Origin of the sequence: Aeromonas sp. 61P (genome assembly GCF_051919545.1) — a bacterium.
Classification (GTDB): domain Bacteria; phylum Pseudomonadota; class Gammaproteobacteria; order Enterobacterales; family Aeromonadaceae; genus Aeromonas; species Aeromonas veronii.
Genome location: NZ_JBQBEL010000001.1, coordinates 1,836,023 through 1,851,806 on the forward strand (window position 1 = coordinate 1,836,023; position 15,784 = coordinate 1,851,806).

Annotated in this window: 14 protein-coding genes and 2 pseudogenes; 7 read left to right on the forward strand and 9 right to left on the reverse strand. The window is 57.0% G+C overall.

The window, feature by feature from the left end:
- Positions 1-69: 69 nt before the first annotated feature.
- Positions 70-918 (reverse strand): NADPH-dependent 7-cyano-7-deazaguanine reductase QueF, encoded by an 849-nt coding sequence (queF, locus tag ACTG2O_RS08905; RefSeq protein ID WP_236315790.1) that lies wholly within the window; start codon positions 916-918, stop codon positions 70-72.
- Positions 919-1,114: 196 nt separating this feature from the next.
- Here queF and ACTG2O_RS08910 point away from each other — a divergent pair, with 196 nt between their 5' ends.
- The gene (locus tag ACTG2O_RS08910) at positions 1,115-1,663 is read left to right on the forward strand and encodes a SecY-interacting protein Syd (protein ID WP_439975624.1); all 549 of its coding nucleotides are present in this window, start codon (positions 1,115-1,117) and stop codon (positions 1,661-1,663) included.
- A gap of 92 nt (positions 1,664-1,755) precedes the next feature.
- Here ACTG2O_RS08910 and ACTG2O_RS08915 read toward each other — a convergent pair.
- The 5 genes and pseudogenes from ACTG2O_RS08915 to ACTG2O_RS08935 form a co-directional block, all read right to left on the reverse strand.
- Positions 1,756-2,542, reverse strand: a pseudogene (locus ACTG2O_RS08915) (Zn-ribbon-containing protein).
- Positions 2,543-2,545: 3 nt separating this feature from the next.
- Positions 2,546-2,842, reverse strand: coding sequence for a DNA-binding protein (locus ACTG2O_RS08920; protein ID WP_005338604.1), 297 nt, complete (start codon positions 2,840-2,842; stop codon positions 2,546-2,548).
- A 79-nt stretch (positions 2,843-2,921) separates the two neighbouring features.
- The gene (locus ACTG2O_RS08925; protein ID WP_005338602.1) at positions 2,922-3,158 is read right to left on the reverse strand and encodes a DUF2789 family protein; all 237 of its coding nucleotides are present in this window, start codon (positions 3,156-3,158) and stop codon (positions 2,922-2,924) included.
- Between the two features lie 74 nt (positions 3,159-3,232).
- Positions 3,233-3,532 carry a DUF3301 domain-containing protein gene (locus ACTG2O_RS08930; RefSeq protein WP_019445210.1) on the reverse strand — a complete coding sequence of 100 codons (300 nt, stop codon included), beginning with the start codon at positions 3,530-3,532 and terminating at the stop codon, positions 3,233-3,235.
- Between the two features lie 111 nt (positions 3,533-3,643).
- A pseudogene (locus tag ACTG2O_RS08935) lies at positions 3,644-4,683 on the reverse strand (DUF3549 family protein).
- A 276-nt stretch (positions 4,684-4,959) separates the two neighbouring features.
- Between ACTG2O_RS08935 and ACTG2O_RS08940 the strand changes: the two are divergent.
- The 6 genes from ACTG2O_RS08940 (at position 4,960) to ptsG (ending at position 11,321) form a co-directional block, all read left to right on the forward strand.
- On the forward strand, positions 4,960-5,295 hold the full coding sequence (locus tag ACTG2O_RS08940; RefSeq protein ID WP_005338596.1) for a YqcC family protein: 336 nt from the start codon (positions 4,960-4,962) through the stop codon (positions 5,293-5,295).
- Positions 5,292-6,065 (forward strand): tRNA pseudouridine(65) synthase TruC, encoded by a 774-nt coding sequence (gene truC / locus ACTG2O_RS08945; RefSeq protein WP_019445213.1) that lies wholly within the window; start codon positions 5,292-5,294, stop codon positions 6,063-6,065. The genes ACTG2O_RS08940 and truC overlap by 4 nt, the downstream gene beginning before the upstream one ends.
- A 90-nt stretch (positions 6,066-6,155) precedes the next feature.
- Positions 6,156-6,596, forward strand: a complete 441-nt coding sequence (locus ACTG2O_RS08950) for a flavodoxin (protein ID WP_019445214.1) — start codon at positions 6,156-6,158, stop codon at positions 6,594-6,596.
- Between the two features lie 542 nt (positions 6,597-7,138).
- Positions 7,139-8,377: a maltoporin LamB gene (lamB, locus tag ACTG2O_RS08955; RefSeq protein ID WP_019445215.1), complete on the forward strand. Its 1,239-nt coding sequence runs from the start codon at positions 7,139-7,141 to the stop codon at positions 8,375-8,377.
- A gap of 82 nt (positions 8,378-8,459) precedes the next feature.
- A complete protein-coding gene (locus ACTG2O_RS08960; protein WP_019445216.1) occupies positions 8,460-9,467 on the forward strand; it encodes a MalM family protein in 1,008 nt (335 codons plus the stop codon).
- Positions 9,468-9,890: 423 nt separating this feature from the next.
- Complete coding sequence (ptsG, locus tag ACTG2O_RS08965) at positions 9,891-11,321, forward strand: PTS glucose transporter subunit IIBC (RefSeq protein ID WP_005338586.1); 1,431 nt, start codon at positions 9,891-9,893, stop codon at positions 11,319-11,321.
- 276 nt (positions 11,322-11,597) lie between these two features.
- Here ptsG and ACTG2O_RS08970 read toward each other — a convergent pair whose 3' ends face one another.
- The 3 genes from ACTG2O_RS08970 to glnD form a co-directional block, all read right to left on the reverse strand.
- Positions 11,598-11,981 carry a DUF3461 family protein gene (locus ACTG2O_RS08970; RefSeq protein ID WP_005338583.1) on the reverse strand — a complete coding sequence of 128 codons (384 nt, stop codon included), beginning with the start codon at positions 11,979-11,981 and terminating at the stop codon, positions 11,598-11,600.
- 127 nt (positions 11,982-12,108) lie between these two features.
- Positions 12,109-12,936 (reverse strand): 2,3,4,5-tetrahydropyridine-2,6-dicarboxylate N-succinyltransferase, encoded by an 828-nt coding sequence (dapD, locus tag ACTG2O_RS08975; RefSeq protein WP_108570428.1) that lies wholly within the window; start codon positions 12,934-12,936, stop codon positions 12,109-12,111.
- Between the two features lie 173 nt (positions 12,937-13,109).
- On the reverse strand, positions 13,110-15,746 hold the full coding sequence (gene glnD / locus ACTG2O_RS08980; RefSeq protein ID WP_439975625.1) for a bifunctional uridylyltransferase/uridylyl-removing protein GlnD: 2,637 nt from the start codon (positions 15,744-15,746) through the stop codon (positions 13,110-13,112).
- Positions 15,747-15,784 lie beyond the last annotated feature (38 nt).

Sequence of the window (15,784 nt, forward strand, 5' to 3'; positions counted from 1 at the left end):
AGCATCGATTGAAACCTTTTTGCCAGTCATGGAGGGCAGTGCGACTGCCCTCTCTGTCGCAACTCGACTTTATTGGCGGATCAGACGCAGGTTGGCGGGCACGGCTTCGAAATCGGAGCGGAACGGGTTGATGTCGAGGCCGCCGCGGCGGGTATAGCGGGCATAGACGGTCAACTGCTTAGGCTGGCAATAGTGCTTGAGGTCGATAAAGATCCGCTCGATGCACTGCTCGTGGAACTCGTTGTGCTGGCGAAACGAGATGAGATAGCGCAGCAGCTTCTCCCGATCGAGTTTCGGCCCTTTGTAGCGGATCACCACAGAGCCCCAGTCCGGCTGGCTGGTCACCAGACAGTTGGATTTGAGCAGGTGGCTGTGCAGGGTCTCTTCTACCTGATCGCTACCGGCTGCCCCTTGCAGCAGGGACGCATCAAATTCGTAATTGTCTACCTCGATATCCTGCTCGTCGATGCACTCGCCGGGCAGCTGGGCAATCTGGTGCGGCGCCTTGTCGAGTGGGAACAGGGTCACCTTGACGGTTTCACCGGCACAGGCGCTCAGATCCTTGGTCAGCATGGCGGCGACTGCCTCTATAGAGTCGCAACGGGTCTGGTTGAAGGAGTTGAGGTAGAGCTTGAAGGATTTGGATTCGATCAGGTTCGCACTGGTGGCCGGAATGGCTACTTCACCCACCGCCACCATCGGCTTGCCCTTGGCGTTGAGCCAGGAGAGCTCATAGAGGGTCCAGACATCGCAACCGCTAAAGGGCAGGTCATCGCCCAGCTTGAGATCATCACGGTTCAGGCTACGTGGAACCGGCTGCAGCAGGGCGGGGGTGTACTGGCTGATGTAATCGGATTGCTGGCCCAGACTCAGGCCGGTCAGGGCGCTGGCCCCGGCGTATCTATCTTGTTTGCTCACAGGGTTGCTCACGTAATGATGAGTGGAATGAAACGGGCCATTGCTGGGCCGGATGGTTGCAGCCGTTTGGCTTGGGCGTCGGCCTCTCTGTATCCCGGGTTCTGTTTCCCGGGTCACTAGGTCGGCTAGCAACCTTGTCTGTTACCGGGTTTGGTGGTGCAATAGCGGACTTTGCCAGCAATTGTGGGGATTTTCGATGTCGGATCAAGTTTTGTCTGCCCTGGAGCACTTTTTTGCCCGCTGGCAACGGGATGGCGAGGCCAGACGAGGCCTGCCCCTGTGCGAGTGGGAGGCGGACTGGCGTTCCCCCAGCCTGCTTGGTGAGCCCGCCGATGGTCGGGTTGCCTGGCGTCCTCACCATCGCCCCGAATCCGCCGATTTTACAGCCATGGCCGATGCCCTCGAGCTGACAATTCATCCCAGCGCTATCGCCCTGTTCGGACACTGGTTCAGTCGCCCCATCCCCTGCCTTTTCAAGGGGCTGCGCCTTGAACTGATCCTGCCATGGAACGACACAGATCTCGACCTGCTCAAGGAGAACCTCATCGGCCACTTGCTGATGCTGCGCAAGCTAAAACGAACCCCCTCCATCTTTATTGCCACCACCCGCAACGAGATGACGCTCATCTCGCTGGATAACGAGAGTGGTCAGGTGTGGCTGGAGTGGCTCGATTCTGGCCGCCGTCTGACGCTGGCTCCCTCCCTACCGGCGTTTCTGGAGCGGCTGGAGACGTTGCCGCAATAGCACCTGTTCGAGCCATGGTTACCCATCGGAACGAAAAGAGCCTTGCCATGCGGCAAGGCTCTTTTTTATGGCATCGCGTACAGGGAACGCGATTAATCCTTGAAATCCCAGGAGAGGTTGGAGACCAAGCGACAGCTGTCGCACTTGAAGTCGAAGATCTCGTGCAGCGGCTCTGCCAGCGCCCACTCACCGCCACAGCTGGGGCAGGGGCGCGCCTTCTCCTCGGCCGCGCTCAGCCCGCCCACCCGGTAGAGGTAGTAGTAGGTAGGGATGCCGCTCAGCACTTCCAGCCGTTTGGCCAGATCGCTGCCGCGCCGGTAGAGGCGGCTGCCCACTTCGCCGATTTCGTGCAGCGCCGCATGTTCGGCGATGGAGCCGTTCATCTGCAACTGATCACACGCCTCCCAATCCTCCTGCCACTTGATGATCTGCTTCTGATCGCCGTTGGCGACTGCGGGCAGCTGGTAGAGCGGAATGGGGGCGAAGTGGTCGCCACAGCGCAGCGGCGAGCAGGTGTGCAGGAAGCTGGTGTAGAGCATCATCCAGCTCGGCCGCTCGCCCTGCTGGCCGCAAGGATCTGTGCTGTCGGATAGTAGATCCGCCCCCTGCAGCTGCAGTTTCGGCCGCCAGCAGCCCGGCCTGGTTGAGCTGCTGCTCAGCCAGTTTGACCTGATCGCTCTGGTTGTCCGGATGCAAACTATCCTGCTCCGGACAGACCACCCGACTGACGAAATAGCCTTCATGCATGCTGGTGGGGAACTCCCGCCCGAGGATCTGGCCCTGATAACGCAGCATGTCGAGGTAGTTGACGATGGCCCGCTCGGCTTCGCCAAGGGAGGTATCGCGGTAACACTCAAAGCAGAGTTCGACGATATACATGGCTCAGCCTTGTCCCTGCTGGAGGAGCAGGTCGGTCAGACGATCCACCTTCTGTTCGATGCGTGCGAGCTGCTCGGCGAGTTGCTGCAGGGTGAGCGCCGGTGCTGGTTGGGGCGCCGCTTCGGGCAGACTTTCGCTCTCGGCGGTCGCGACGGGCTGCTGCTTCCACTGGCTCAGCACTTTCAACAGCTCGGCCATCGGCACGGGCTGGGTGAGGCGGGCCTTGATCATGGCGGTGGTGGGCGTCAGGCCCTTGGCGGCCAGCTCGTTGGCAATTCGGATGATCTCGTGGGCGGACATAAGCATGCTCTGGGTGAGAAGGGGGGATCGATATCGGGGCGGGATCTTAACCAAAGCCGGCAGGGGAGGAAAGGGCGGCTTAGCGGGGCTGGCGCAGCATCACATCGAGCTGGTCGATCGCTTCACACCAGTCGGAGTCGTTCCACAGGGCGTCGCGCAGAAAGCTGGCCTGGGCGGCGTTCCAGAAACCGGCCTCCGGCAGCAGGGTCTCATTGTCGAGGTGATGGTCGTGCACAAAGCGGTGCAGGCTCAGCTCGTCGTTGGCCATCCCGAGCTGGGCAAACAGGGCTGGCAGATCGTGGACAAGGGGTTCCATCTCGTCTCTCCCTTTGTTTAATCCCTGAGATTATAGACAGGCACAGCCATCGGGCGCAGAGACGAGATTGGGGATCAGGCAGAGGGGATGCGATGGGGTGGCAGATCAACGCCCACGACGTGCAGCCCCTGCATCTTGAGGGTGCCCTGATAGTGGCTCTCGCCATCGCTGGAGAATTCAAACTGATAGTGGGTCAGCAGCCGCAGGGGATTGCGGGCCAGCTCCCGCCGGTTGCGGGCCAGTGACAGCAGTTGCAGATCATGGTGCTGGCAGTAGCGGCGCATGTATTGCCAGGCCACTTCTGCCTGTTGGCGTTGCAGCCAGAACAGGCCGGCTACGGCAATCAGCAACAAAATTCCGAGCATCTCTCCCATAGGCGGGCTTCCTTATCGTGATGTCGATAACCGGGAGTCCTGCTCGGCACTCCCGATCTCCTTTTCTATTTCCCGCCGTGTTGCCTCGTGGCGTGAGGGGGAGGCGAGGGATCAGGCCGAGGCAAACAGACGGCCGATGGCCTTGCCCAGCGCATCGCTGCGGTTGGGGTCACGCAGTCTGGCCAGCATATCATTGCGCAGGGCCGGTAAAGTGACCAACTCGGCAAAAACCTGATTGAAGAACTGGTCGGTTGCAGTGCCAGTTGTTCCAGATAGTGGCTGAGCAGATTGGCATCTTTCAGGTCGGGCCAGAGCCGGCCCGCAATGGCGAGCAGCAGCGCCGGGCTCGGCTGGGTTTGCAGCAGGGTCAGCAGCTTGTTGGTGCGCAAAGAGCTGCCGGGACAGGAGGCCATGGCGCGGCAGAGGTAGGCCAGGGTCTCCGGGTTGGGGGCGGCGCACTCCTGCTCCTTGCCGATCCGCTCGAGCAGGGCGCCTTGTACTGCTGGCGGCAGCGGGGCGTTTTCAAGGCTCTGGCAGAGGGCATAGAGCGGCTCTTGCGGTAGTTTGGGCAGCGCCTTGCAGATCAGCGCCAGATTGCGCTCATCATGGAGTCGCTCGGCCAGATCGGCAAAGCCCTGCAGCCCCAGCGTTTGCCAACCGGTGTCGTTGGGGGCGGCCAGATAGTGGCAGAGGGCATCGTAATAGGCGGAAGGGGCCTGCTCCAGCTGGCGCGCCAGCTTGGCGTGCAGACTGGCCATTTTTGCCTCCGCCGGGCGGAAGGTGTAGGGATTGTCGGCCAAGCGCTGGGCCTTCTCTTCATCCAGATCGCCGGTGAGCTTGTAGCCCAGGGTCTCCACCACCTGATCCATGAACAGCTTGGGGCCATTTGACATCAGCAGGCCGCGCTCATCGAGGGCAAACTTGAGGAACCAGAGGTAGTGGCGAGACTCGCTCGGCTGGAAGAAGTGCACACCCAGCCAGGCGTGCTGCTGCAGCGGCCAGGGGTAGGGCTCCTGCTGCTGTTCGATGCGGACAAAGGTGTCGCTTGCCAGTGGCCGCACCTGGCGGCCCATGTCAAACAGCTGGAACTGGGTGCCAGCCTGAGTCAGAAATTCGGTCAAGGTATTGATGGCAGTAGGCGTCGCAGACATGGTGAGATCCGGCTAATGGTGATGCGGGCCGATTATAAGGCCCTTGCCGAGGATAGCCAGTGGCAGCAGACGCACGTTGCGGCAGATATCAACATGGCAGCCATGCGGGGGGAGGTGTATAGTATCGCCCTTTTTTAAAGGCGGCAGGCTGCGCTGGTTGCCGTGTATGTCGATGAGTCGGCTGAATCGCCGGTGCTGCGCGATTGAATGTATCGGCATCCTGGCTGACCCTGTCGGGTCGGCGGATCAATTTGTGGTTATGAGGAAGAGAGCGAGATGAATCAATATTTGCTGGTAGCTGGCCTGTTGGGGGAACTCACCGCCGAGTTGCAGCGCCTTGAGCGCTGGCAAGCTGACCATCCCGGTGACGAAGCCCTGGCAAGCACCCTGCCTTTTTGTGTCGATACCCTGAGCTTTGATCAGTGGCTGCAGTTCGTGCTGATCCCGCGCATGGAGCAGCTGGTGATGTTGCAGGCGCCGTTGCCCACCAGCGTCTCCCTCTATCCCATGGCCAGCGAAGTCTACAAAGAGGATCTGGCCGAGGCAGAAGCGCTGCTGCGCCTGATCGCCCGCTTCGATCTGCTGCTTTCCGGCAAAGTGATCGAACAATGATGCCTGCGCAAACTCGAGAAGAGAGTGACCTGAAGCTGACTCTGCTCTATCAGGATGAGTGGCTGGTGGCGGTCAACAAGCCGTCCGGTCTGCTGGTGCATCGCAGTTGGCTCGACAAGGGCGAGACCCGTTTTGCCATGCAGATGACCCGGGATCTCATCGGCGGTCGCCATGTCTATCCGGTGCATCGCCTCGATCGGCCCACCTCCGGGGTGCTGCTGTTTGCGCTCGATCCGGTGATTGCCCGCGCGCTGACCGAAGCCTTTACCCAGCGTCAGGTGCACAAGGAGTATCTGGCATTGGTGCGCGGTTGGGCACCCGAGCAGGGGGTGATCGACTATCCCCTCAAGGAGCAGCTGGACAAGATTGCCGATGCCATGAGCAACCCGGATCGCCCGGCGCAGGATGCCGTCACTACCTTCCGGCGCTTGCATCAGGTCGAGCTGCCCCATGCAGTCTCCAAGAAGCACCCCACCAGTCGTTACAGTCTGGTCAGATTGTTCCCGAAGACCGGCCGCAAGCATCAGCTGCGCCGCCATATGGATCACCTGTTCCACCCCATCGTCGGGGATACCACCCATGGGGATGGTCGTCACAACCGTTTCTTTCGCGAGCACTTTGGCTGCGAACGGCTGCTGCTGGTGGCCCGCACCCTGAGCTTTACCCATCCGGTGCTCAAGGTGCCGATGCGGATCCAGGCGCCACTCGGTCAGGATGTGCTGCGCCTGTTTGCCGAGCTGGGCTGGCCCGCCAGCGAGAGCGACTACTAAGCGCCTGAGCCTCAGCCTTGAACCGGTGGCATCTGACGCCAGCTTGCTGATAGAGTTGCTCAAAAGAGTGACTCAAGCAGGGAGAGGAAAATGGCGCAGATTGATATCGTGGTAGGAACTGTCTATGGCGCAGCCATGCTGGTGGCCGAGACCTTGGCAGATGAGCTGGAACGCAAGGGGCATCACTGTTCTCTGCACGAAGAAGCACGGCTGGCGGACATCGACCCCGGCCGTTTTTTATTGCTGGTCAGTGCCACCACCGGACAGGGGGACATTCCTCCCAATCTGCAGCCCTTTGCCAGCGAGCTGGCTGACAAGGCGCCCTGGCTCAAGGGGCTGCGGTATGCCTTGATTGCCATGGGCGACAGCAGCTATGACCATTTTTGTGGCGCGGGCCGTCGGCTGGACGGATTGCTGCAAGAGCTGGGCGCCACGCGAGTGATGCCCCCGCTGGAGCTGGATGCCACCGTGCACGATGAACCCGAACAGGTGGCACTCAGCTGGCTGAAAAAGTGGGATATTCAGCCCTGAATATTCTCTGAAATAGAGCCATATCAATCCCCTGCTCCTTAACCGGCAGGGGATTGTTATTTGCACAAATGTCATCTCACTCAGCAAGCATATTTTCCACTCTTATTGTCGATAGTGGCGGAGGGATATTTTCCCCTTTTGGCATTCCATCGGCGTAATGGTTTCAAGCGTACCGCAGACCCGTCGTCCAAATAAAAGTTCAATCTTGAAAGCGATCTCAGTCATGTTTTTGTCATTCGATCGTAAAATAATGACTTTGGTTCAGTCGCAAATTAATTGCTGGTAACGCTTTCAGGTTTGCTATAATTGCTTGTCTTGTGGTTTTATTGGTTTTCTATTGCTTATCAGGTCGGTTTTTTGCTTTCTGGTGTTGTAGAGATCGTTTGCCGAGCGATTTGTCGCCATTTTGTGAGTCGCTTCATATTTGTCGTGAAATACGCTCCCTATAATCAACCTCGGTTATCACCAACAGGATTACATGGTGATAAGAAGTTGAATATTCAGGATCACACTCCTCACTGCGGGAAATAAGGAATATGACAATGAAAATGAAGTGGCTCCCGATTGCAGCAGCTGTTACTGCCGCCCTGGCTTCCCAAGCCGCCTTTGCCGTAGATTTCCACGGTTATATGCGTGGTGGTTTTGGTGTTTCTGACAATGGCGGTCAGCAGACCCTGAGCCAGCAAAAAGTTGGTCGTCTTGGTAACGAGAAAAACGTTTTCGGCGAAATTCAGCTTGGCCAAGAAGTATACAATAAAAATGATATTTCATTTTATGTTGACTCAATGATTGCTTTTGGTGATGACGATTCAGCCAAGAGCACATGGAATGACAACATTGCAGGTCGCCAATTTAACGTTCAGGCCAAGAATCTGTTTGGTGGTGGCGAGACCCTTTGGGCTGGTCAGCGCTACTATCAGCGCCACGATATTCATCTTAGTGACTTCTACTACTGGGATGTGTCTGGTATCGGTGGTGGTCTGGAAAATGTGAACATTGGCCCTGGTAAGGCATCTGTTGCGTTGATTCAATCTGATACCAGTGCTGAGTTCAAAGCAGGTAAAGAGCGTGTTGATACCAACACTTTGGATGTTCGTTATGCTGGTATCCCGTTGTGGAAAGACGCCAGCTTGGAACTGGGTTACGATTTTGCGCAAGCAAATGTCACTGACGATCAGAAAGCTCGACTTGGTTATGATGCAGAAGATGGGCAAATGGGTACGGCAGAGCTGACTTGGGGTCTGTCTGGCGGCTTTAATAAGACAGTTCTGCAGTACATGAGTGGCGGTTTGGCCAATCAAGCTGCTGGTTACGGTGCTGGTAACGGAAACGGTTTGGTTATCGAACAAGGTGATGGGAAAGGTTTCCGTGCAATCAACCACGGTGTCATCGCTTTGGGCGCAAGTAACTTCGAAGTTGGCCATCAACTGGTCTATGGTGAAGCCAATGACGTTTACGTTAACAAAAAACTCGCAGACATTGATACCTTCTCTGTAGTTGTTCGTCCTGCCTATAACTGGACTGATACCATGAAGACCTACCTTGAGCTGGGTTACTTCAAGGATAATGAGAAGATTAAAAATAGTGCAGAAAAGTCTACCGAAGGTAGTAAATACACTATCGCGCAGGCATGGTCTGCTGGCCGTGGCTACTGGGCTCGTCCGGAAATTCGGGTTTTTGCTAGCTACCTGCAGCAAGACGGTGCACTTGAAAAAGACTCCAATGGAGTTCCGCAAGATGATGCTTTCACCGTCGGTGTGCAAGCAGAAGCTTGGTGGTAATAGGTGTATTAAATGCTTGTATAGTCACGCCCCCGCTTGTCGGGGGCTTCTTTGTTTATTCTGTTAATGGATGCGTCGAATCATGTATAACACCAAGCTCGCAGTCGTTTTGCTAGGCTCTTTGTTGTTGGGCGGGTGTGCCTCGCTCGAAGCACAGCTCTCTCCAACCAAAGGGTTCAAAGCAGCCGTTACGGATCGAGAACGTGCCATGCAATCTCTGGATTTGGCTAAAGCGTGTTGCAAGGATTTTGCGAATATCCCGTATGTTGATATGGTGCCTGGGACATCTCAGCTAGCCGCCATTGATGCAAATTCTCCCGTGTATGCGTTTTCTGAAGGCAAGAGTTATTTTGCTGCTTATCGTCTCCCTACTCATTCTGGTGACCTCAGTATCACTGTCGAAGGGATCATCGATCAGACTATGTTTGAGCCAGTCGTGGTTATGTTGGACTCGCGTTTTCAGGTCACCCGAACGATGGGTCGGAACGTTTTTAGGTATGACCCAGCGAGATTGATCAGTGGGAATGCTGTTAGTGGAACCTTTACCGTCGACCGTAGTCACATCGGTAATCCGAACAATGAGAGCTACCTGCTTATCTATACAGATGAATCGCGATTGAGTGAGACCCTAACGATCCCCAGTGATGCCAAGTTGATGGCCAAAGCAAAGGTTGTCAATGATTACGGCATCAAGGACCCAGTTATTCCACATTCGCCTTGGGGGGTTATCCGTTTCTCTGTTGTAGACCTTAGCGCAGGAAAAGGAGGTGGAAATGTGTACAAACCAGCGTATGCAATTGGTACTGATGAGATAAAAGAGCAAGCGAGACGCTCAACTGTGGAAGTGGTTCCTAATAAGCTGGTCGTCCCTGCTGCAACTGCGGTTGTCGCAACCAGTGCCTCGGTAGTTGCCAAACCTGCTCCTGCCATGTTGAGTGAAACTGAAACCTTCTATCAGAGTCAGATCGAAAAAGCGGTCAAGGCGGGGGATATCGACAAGGCGATGAAGCTGGTGAACGAGGCTGAACGGGCTGGTTCAACCAAAGCAAAAAGCGTGTTTATTGATGCGGTCAAGCGGTCGCAAAAATAGAGTAATACGACCATTTACTGGTCAGATATATTTATTGAGGCCTCCCTTGTTGGAGGCCTTTTTAATCGGTAGACTGTAATAAGTAAAAATAACACCGTTACATTTGGTTACAATGAGTTGCCGTTTGATGTGAATTGTATTATTAAAATACAAAGTGAAACTGCTATTTATATGTTTTTGTAATAGAGTGATAATGCACATTTTTAACTTATATTAGATGCGTTTTTTAGCCGCTAAACAAGTTGTGATCTTCCCTCCAAATTCAATATTCCCCCGCCTTCGAAAGCAGCAATTTATGACCCGCTGGGTTATATTCTGATGGTCAAAATAAACAAGCCCGACTCGAAGATATCTGAATGAATCAGTGCTTATTTCATCCAGATAGATCGTTCAGGGACGACAATCCATTCAGGAGCGCACACAATGTTCAAAAATGCTTTCTCTAATCTGCAAAAGGTTGGTAAGGCGCTGATGCTGCCAGTATCAGTCTTGCCAGTCGCAGGTATTCTGCTGGGGGTGGGTGCTGCCCACTTCAGCTGGATGCCGGAAATTGTCTCCCAATTGATGGAGCAAGCCGGTGGTTCTGTATTTGGCCAGATGGCCCTGCTGTTCGCAGTGGGTGTTGCTCTGGGCTTTACCAATAACGACGGTGTATCCGGTCTGTCAGCCATCGTTGGCTACGGCATCATGGTCGCAACCCTGAAGGTCATGGCACCTGTGATGGGTGTTGAAACCATCGAAACCGGCGTGCTGGGTGGTATCCTGGCCGGTGGTATCGCTGCCTGGGCCTTCAACCGTTTCTACAAGATCCAGCTGCCAGAGTACCTGGGCTTCTTCGCGGGCAAACGTGCCGTACCCATCATCACCGGTTTCCTCTCCATCGGTCTGGGTGTGATCCTGTCCGTGATTTGGCCGCCAGTGGGTGGCGCCATCGGTGCCTTCTCTGACTGGGCTGCCAACCAGAACCCGGTACTGGCCTTCGGTATCTACGGCGTGGTTGAGCGCTCCCTGATCCCGTTCGGTCTGCACCACATCTGGAACGTACCGTTCTTCTATCAGGCGGGTACCTGTGTCAACGGTGCCGGTGAAACTGTTCACGGTATCATGACCTGCTTCCTGACTGCTGATGACGCGTCCCGCGCTGCCGGTAACGGCTTCGGTCAACTGGCTGGTGGCTATCTGTTCAAAATGTTCGGTCTGCCTGCTGCTGCGTTCGCCATCGCTCACGCTGCCAAGCCGGAAAACCGCGCCAAGATCGTTGGTATCATGGCCTCTGCTGCCCTGACCTCTTTCCTGACCGGTATCACCGAGCCGATTGAATTCTCCTTCCTGTTCATCGCTCCTGTTCTGTACGCAATACACGCTGTACTGGCTGGTCTGGCTTATGTGCTGACCAACTCTCTGGGTATCGTACACGGTCACACCTTCTCCAACGGCTTCATCGACTTCGTGGTGCAATCACCGCGTGCCGACAACATGCTGCTGCTGGTTGGTCTGGGTCTGGTTTACGCTGCTATCTACTACGTGGTATTCAGCTTCGTTATCCGTGCCATGAACCTGAAAACCCCGGGTCGTGAAGACGAGACTGCTGAAGAGGCCGTTGGCCAAGGCAAAGACGAGATGTCTGCTGCTCTGGTTGCCGCCTTCGGTGGTAAAGAGAACATCGCTTCTCTGGATGCCTGCATCACCCGTCTGCGTGTTGGCGTGAAAGATGTTGCCAAGGTTGACCAGGCTGGTCTGAAGAAGCTGGGTGCTGCCGGTGTGGTAGTGGCTGGTTCCGGCGTTCAAGCCATCTTCGGTACCAAGTCCGACAACCTGAAAACCGACATGGACATCTGGATGAAGAGCAACTAATCCTGTTGCCTGAATATCAGCGTGTTTGAAGAGGGAGGCGAAAGCCTCCCTCTTGCTATTTGTGGTTATGGAGCGTGCGAGTCGCTGTAGATCGATCTCGGCAGGAGTCTCGTTGCCCAAGGGGCGATATGTAACGGGATGCCCTATGTTGGCGTTGTGCCTCGCTAGCCTTATCGCACACCATCACCAGATCAACCTTATAGCCAGATAAAGTCATCCAGTAATCAGCCAATAAAAAGAGCGCCACCTGGGCGCTCTTTTGTCGAGTCGGGGGGATTAGAGTTTCTCCAGATCCCGCTCGATTTCGCTGATCTTGTTCTGCACCACTTTTTCCAGATGGCGCAGGTCGCGCAGGATCTTCTGCTTGATGTCCGGGTCGGCCTGTTGATGAACGCCCTGGGTCAGGTTGTCCAGCTCATCCACCACATACTTGAGGTTGGCGTTGATCTCGGTGACATCCTTGTACTCATGGGTACCGGAGTCGACCAGCATGGTCTTGCGCTGGCGGGGATACTTGAATTTGACACTCTTGGCGAAGAACTCGCCCTTCTGCTTCTTGAAGTAGATCTTGAGGATGTCGTGGTTGGCCTCCTGGCGCAGGGTGTAGCTGTCGACGGAGGCGGGATCCTGGATCCCCAGGCTCTTCAGATTCTCGTACATCAGGCTTCCTCGGTTTGAAACGATCCTGTCCCATCCATCTTAACCGATGCCTCATGGCTTGCCTGTGACAGGGGCGCCAAAATCAAAAGGGCGCCATCAGGCGCCCTTTTCATCACAGCAATGCTGATTACTCGTCGATGGAGCGCAGCAGGGCGTTGATGCCGACTTTGGCGCGGGTCTTGGCATCCACCTTCTTGACGATCACCGCCGCGTAGAGGCTGTACTTGCCGCATTTGGAGGGCAGGGAGCCGGAGACGACCACGGAGCCAGCCGGTACGCGGCCGTAGTGGATCTCGCCGGTTTCGCGGTCATAGATGCGGGTGGACTGGCCGATGAAGACGCCCATGGAGATGACGGAACCTTCCTCGACGATCACCCCTTCAACCACTTCGGATCGGGCACCGATAAAGCAGTTGTCTTCGATGATGGTCGGGTTGGCCTGCAGCGGTTCCAGTACGCCGCCGATGCCGACGCCGCCGGAGAGGTGGACGTTCTTACCGATCTGGGCGCAAGAGCCGACAGTAGCCCAGGTATCGACCATGGTACCTTCGTCAACGAAAGCGCCGATGTTGACATAGGAGGGCATCAGCACGGTATTGGGGGCGATAAAGGAGCCTTTGCGGGCGGTCGCCGGCGGCACCACGCGTACACCGGCAGCCTTGAACTGCTCTTCGGTGTAGTTGGAGAACTTGAGGGGAACCTTGTCGTAGTACTGGGCGTCGTCGCCCTTGATGATGCCGTTGTCGTTGATACGGAACGAGAGCAGTACCGCCTTCTTCAGCCACTGATGAACAACCCACTCACCGGCGATCTTCTCGGCAACCCGGGCCTTGCCGGAGTCCAGCAGCTCGATGACTTGCAGGATGGCGGATTTGGTAGCGCTGTCCACAGTGCTCGGGGTAATGGTGTCGCGGCGCTCGAAGGCCGCTTCAATGATCTGTTGCAACTCGGTCATGACAGGTTTCCTTTAAAAAATTCTGTTTGTTGTATCACACTTTTCCGACTGTTTTTAAGTGGCTGACCGGAATTCTTCCGGCCAGCGACCATTTCTTTCATATTTCCCAGCCAACCATTTGTTTGGTATGGGAAAACGGAGGTGAAAACAGCCTCTTTCGAATCAGATTGCACTCACTCCATGGCAAATTGCTGCGGATTGAGCTGATGCACCAGCCGCTCTTCCAGCTGCAGTTGCTGCTCTGCCGTCAATGGCTCGCCATCGAGGCTGGTCAGACTGAAAAAGTCCTCGACCCGTTCGCCGAAGGTGGCGATCTTGGCGGCGTGCAGCGACAGGCCGCACTGCTGGAACACGGCGCCGATCCGCGCCAGCAGGCCGGGAGTATCGAGGGCGGTCAGCTCCATCAGGGTGTGGCGGCTTTCCCCTTTGTGCGGCAGAAAAACGACCCGGGTCGGCACGCTGAACTGGCGGTGGCGCCGTGACAGCGGCTTGTTGCGCAGCACCAGCTTGCCCGGCTCCTGCAGCGCCTTCTCCAGCGCCTTCTTGATGGTGGTGGTGCGGTTGGGACTGATGGGTTCGCCGTTGGGCTCCAGCACCACAAAGGTATCGAGCACGAAGTTGCTGCGCGAGTTCATGATCTGGGCATCGTGGATGTTGAGGTTCTTCTGATCCAGTGCCGAGGCGACGGTGGCAAACAGATTCGGGGTATCGCGGCAGTAGATAAACACCTCGCTGCCGCCACGGGTAGGGTGTTTGCCGATGATCACCAGCGGAGCCGGATTGTCACCATGCTCAATGATGTGGCGGCAGTGCCAGGCGATCTGCTCCGGGCTGTGACGCAGGAAGTAGTCAGCCTTGAAATCGGCCCAGAGCTGATTGATTGCCTCTTCCGATACATCCCGTTGCGCCAGCAGTTGCTTGGCCTGACGCTGGTTTTCGCGAATGCGCAGCCGCATGTCGGGCGGGTTCTCCAACCCCTGGCGCAGCGCCTTCTGGGTGGCGAAGTAGAGCTCCCGCAGCAGGGTGCCCTTCCAGTCGTTCCACAGGGTATCGTTGGTGGCGCAGATATCGGCCACGGTAAGGCAGTAGAGCAGGTCGAGATGCTGCTCGTCGCGCACCTTCTGGGCAAAGTCGGTGACCACGTCGGGATCGTAGATATCGCGGCGCTGGGCGGTGACCGACATCAGCAGATGGTGGCGCACCAGCCAGGCGACCAGTCGGCTCTCGTAGCGATCCAGACCGTGCAGCTGGCAGAACTCCAGCGCATCGACGGCGCCGAGTTCCGAGTGATCGCCGCGCCGTCCCTTGGCGATGTCGTGGAACAGGGCGGCGATGCTGAGCAGCTCCGGTTTGCGCAGCCGGGTGAACACCTCGTGGCAGAGCGGGTGGCTCTGGCGACTGGCCGGATTGGGGAACTGGTGGATGTTCTTGAGCAGCCGGTGGGTGTGCTCATCCACCGTGTAGGCGTGGAACATGTCGAACTGCATCTGGCCGACGATCAGGTTCCATTGCGGCAGATAGGCGGCGAGGATGCCGTACTTGTGCATCAGGGTGAGCGGCAGGCCGATGCCGTTGGGGTGGCGCAGCAGCGCCATAAAGAGGCGACGGCAGTCAGGCAAGTCCTGCAACCAGCAGTTGAGTTTGCGGCGTGCCTCGCGCAGCTGGCGCAGGGTGGCCGAGTGGATGCCCGCAATCTCGGGATGCTGGGCCATTTGATAGAAAAGGCGCAGGATAGCGGCCGGTTCACGGCTAAACAGCTCCGCATCCACCGCATCGATGAGGCGGCCACGGAGCTGGAACTCGTCGGAGAGGCGGCGCACATCCATGGCGGTGTTGCCGAGGATCGCCTCGTCAAACAGCTGCAGCAGCATCTCGTTGAGCTCGGAGACCCGCCGTACCGTCTGGTAGAAGCGCTTCATCATCTGCTCGACCGGAGTGTTGCCTTCCCCCTCGAACCCCAGCATCTGGGCCACGGTGCGCTGGCGATCGAACAGCAGGCGGTTATCTCCCTTGTTGATGGCCATATGCAGGGCAAAGCGCACCTTCCAGAGAAAATTCTGGCAGTCGAGCAGCTCACGATACTCGGCGCGGTTGAGAAAGCCGTGGCTGGTCATCTCGAACAAGGTGGTGGCGCCAAAGTGGCGGCGGGCGACCCAGGCGAGGGTTTGAATATCCCGCAGGCCACCCGGATTGCTCTTGAGATCGGGCTCCAGCTTGTAGGCGGTGCCGAGAAACTGCTGATGACGCTCCGCCTGCTCCTGGCGCTTGGCGCGAAAGAAGGCTTCGCTTGGCCAGAAGTGCTGGGGGCCGGTGGCCTCTTTGAGCTGCTTGAATCCCTCCTGGCGACCTGTGATGTAGCGCGCTTCGATCAGGTTGGTGGCGACCGTAATATCGGCGCGCCCCTGCTCGAGACACTCCGCCACGTTGCGCACCGCCTGACCCACCTCCAGCTTGAGATCCCACAGCAAGGTGATGAACTCGCCGATCCGCAGCCCCAGCACCTCGTCCAGCTCGTCGCCGTCATAGAGGATCAGCAGGTCGATATCGGAGTGGGGGTGCAGCTCGCCGCGACCATACCCCCCCACCGCGATCAGGGTGAGGTCGCTCTTGTCGAAGCCGAACTTCTGCCACAGCCGGCAGAGCAGCTGATCCATGTACTCGGAGCGGGTGGCGACCAGCTCGATGATGTTGTCGCCGGCATCAAAACGGGCGTGCAGCCAGCCGAGAAAGCGGCTCAGGTACTCTTTGCAGTTGTCGCGAGTGAGCTGGTCATCGGGTAACAAATGGGGGGAAAGCAGGCTGGCGTCCATGGCATCTCACACACAGTGGCAGGCAAACGGCTGAAACA

Coding starts and splice junctions, on each gene's coding strand:
- ACTG2O_RS08910 (WP_439975624.1), top strand. CDS start 1,115: ATGTCGGATCAAGTTTTGTCTGCCCTGGAGCACTTTTTTGCCCGCTGG.
- ACTG2O_RS08920 (WP_005338604.1), bottom strand. CDS start 2,842: ATGTCCGCCCACGAGATCATCCGAATTGCCAACGAGCTGGCCGCCAAG.
- ACTG2O_RS08925 (WP_005338602.1), bottom strand. CDS start 3,158: ATGGAACCCCTTGTCCACGATCTGCCAGCCCTGTTTGCCCAGCTCGGG.
- ACTG2O_RS08930 (WP_019445210.1), bottom strand. CDS start 3,532: ATGGGAGAGATGCTCGGAATTTTGTTGCTGATTGCCGTAGCCGGCCTG.
- ACTG2O_RS08940 (WP_005338596.1), top strand. CDS start 4,960: ATGAATCAATATTTGCTGGTAGCTGGCCTGTTGGGGGAACTCACCGCC.
- truC (WP_019445213.1), top strand. CDS start 5,292: ATGATGCCTGCGCAAACTCGAGAAGAGAGTGACCTGAAGCTGACTCTG.
- ACTG2O_RS08950 (WP_019445214.1), top strand. CDS start 6,156: ATGGCGCAGATTGATATCGTGGTAGGAACTGTCTATGGCGCAGCCATG.
- lamB (WP_019445215.1), top strand. CDS start 7,139: ATGAAAATGAAGTGGCTCCCGATTGCAGCAGCTGTTACTGCCGCCCTG.
- ACTG2O_RS08960 (WP_019445216.1), top strand. CDS start 8,460: ATGTATAACACCAAGCTCGCAGTCGTTTTGCTAGGCTCTTTGTTGTTG.
- ptsG (WP_005338586.1), top strand. CDS start 9,891: ATGTTCAAAAATGCTTTCTCTAATCTGCAAAAGGTTGGTAAGGCGCTG.
- ACTG2O_RS08970 (WP_005338583.1), bottom strand. CDS start 11,981: ATGTACGAGAATCTGAAGAGCCTGGGGATCCAGGATCCCGCCTCCGTC.
- dapD (WP_108570428.1), bottom strand. CDS start 12,936: ATGACCGAGTTGCAACAGATCATTGAAGCGGCCTTCGAGCGCCGCGAC.
- glnD (WP_439975625.1), bottom strand. CDS start 15,746: ATGGACGCCAGCCTGCTTTCCCCCCATTTGTTACCCGATGACCAGCTC.